Source organism: Mesorhizobium sp. M7A.F.Ca.MR.362.00.0.0 (assembly GCF_004023175.1).
Taxonomy (GTDB): Bacteria; Pseudomonadota; Alphaproteobacteria; order Rhizobiales; family Rhizobiaceae; genus Mesorhizobium.
The window spans coordinates 1-220 of sequence record NZ_RZTF01001211.1 but is presented as its reverse complement, the minus strand read 5'-3'; the positions used below and the strand labels follow the sequence as shown (position 1 = coordinate 220).

Annotated in this window: 1 protein-coding gene; it reads right to left on the bottom strand. The window is 39.1% G+C overall.

Annotated elements, in window-relative coordinates; translation table 11 throughout:
- On the bottom strand, nt 1-220 hold a 220-nt coding region (locus tag EOC06_RS40705; protein WP_206631514.1), incomplete at both ends, for a hypothetical protein.

The following is a 220-nucleotide window of genomic DNA, read 5'->3' as shown; positions in this document are numbered from 1 at the left end:
ATTTTTTGCTTGTTCTCCTTCTGAAACATTTGCAACAAATGGAAGGTCATTTAATACATCTTCAACAGGAATATCACTACCTTCTGTTTGGACAACAACCTCTGCAGGAGCTAGTTCACCAGCTGAGAAATGCTCAGAAATAATCGTGAATCCTTCCCTTGATGGCATATCGTCAGGGAAAGAGGATAATGTGTCATAAGTGGATTCCATCTTTAATGAC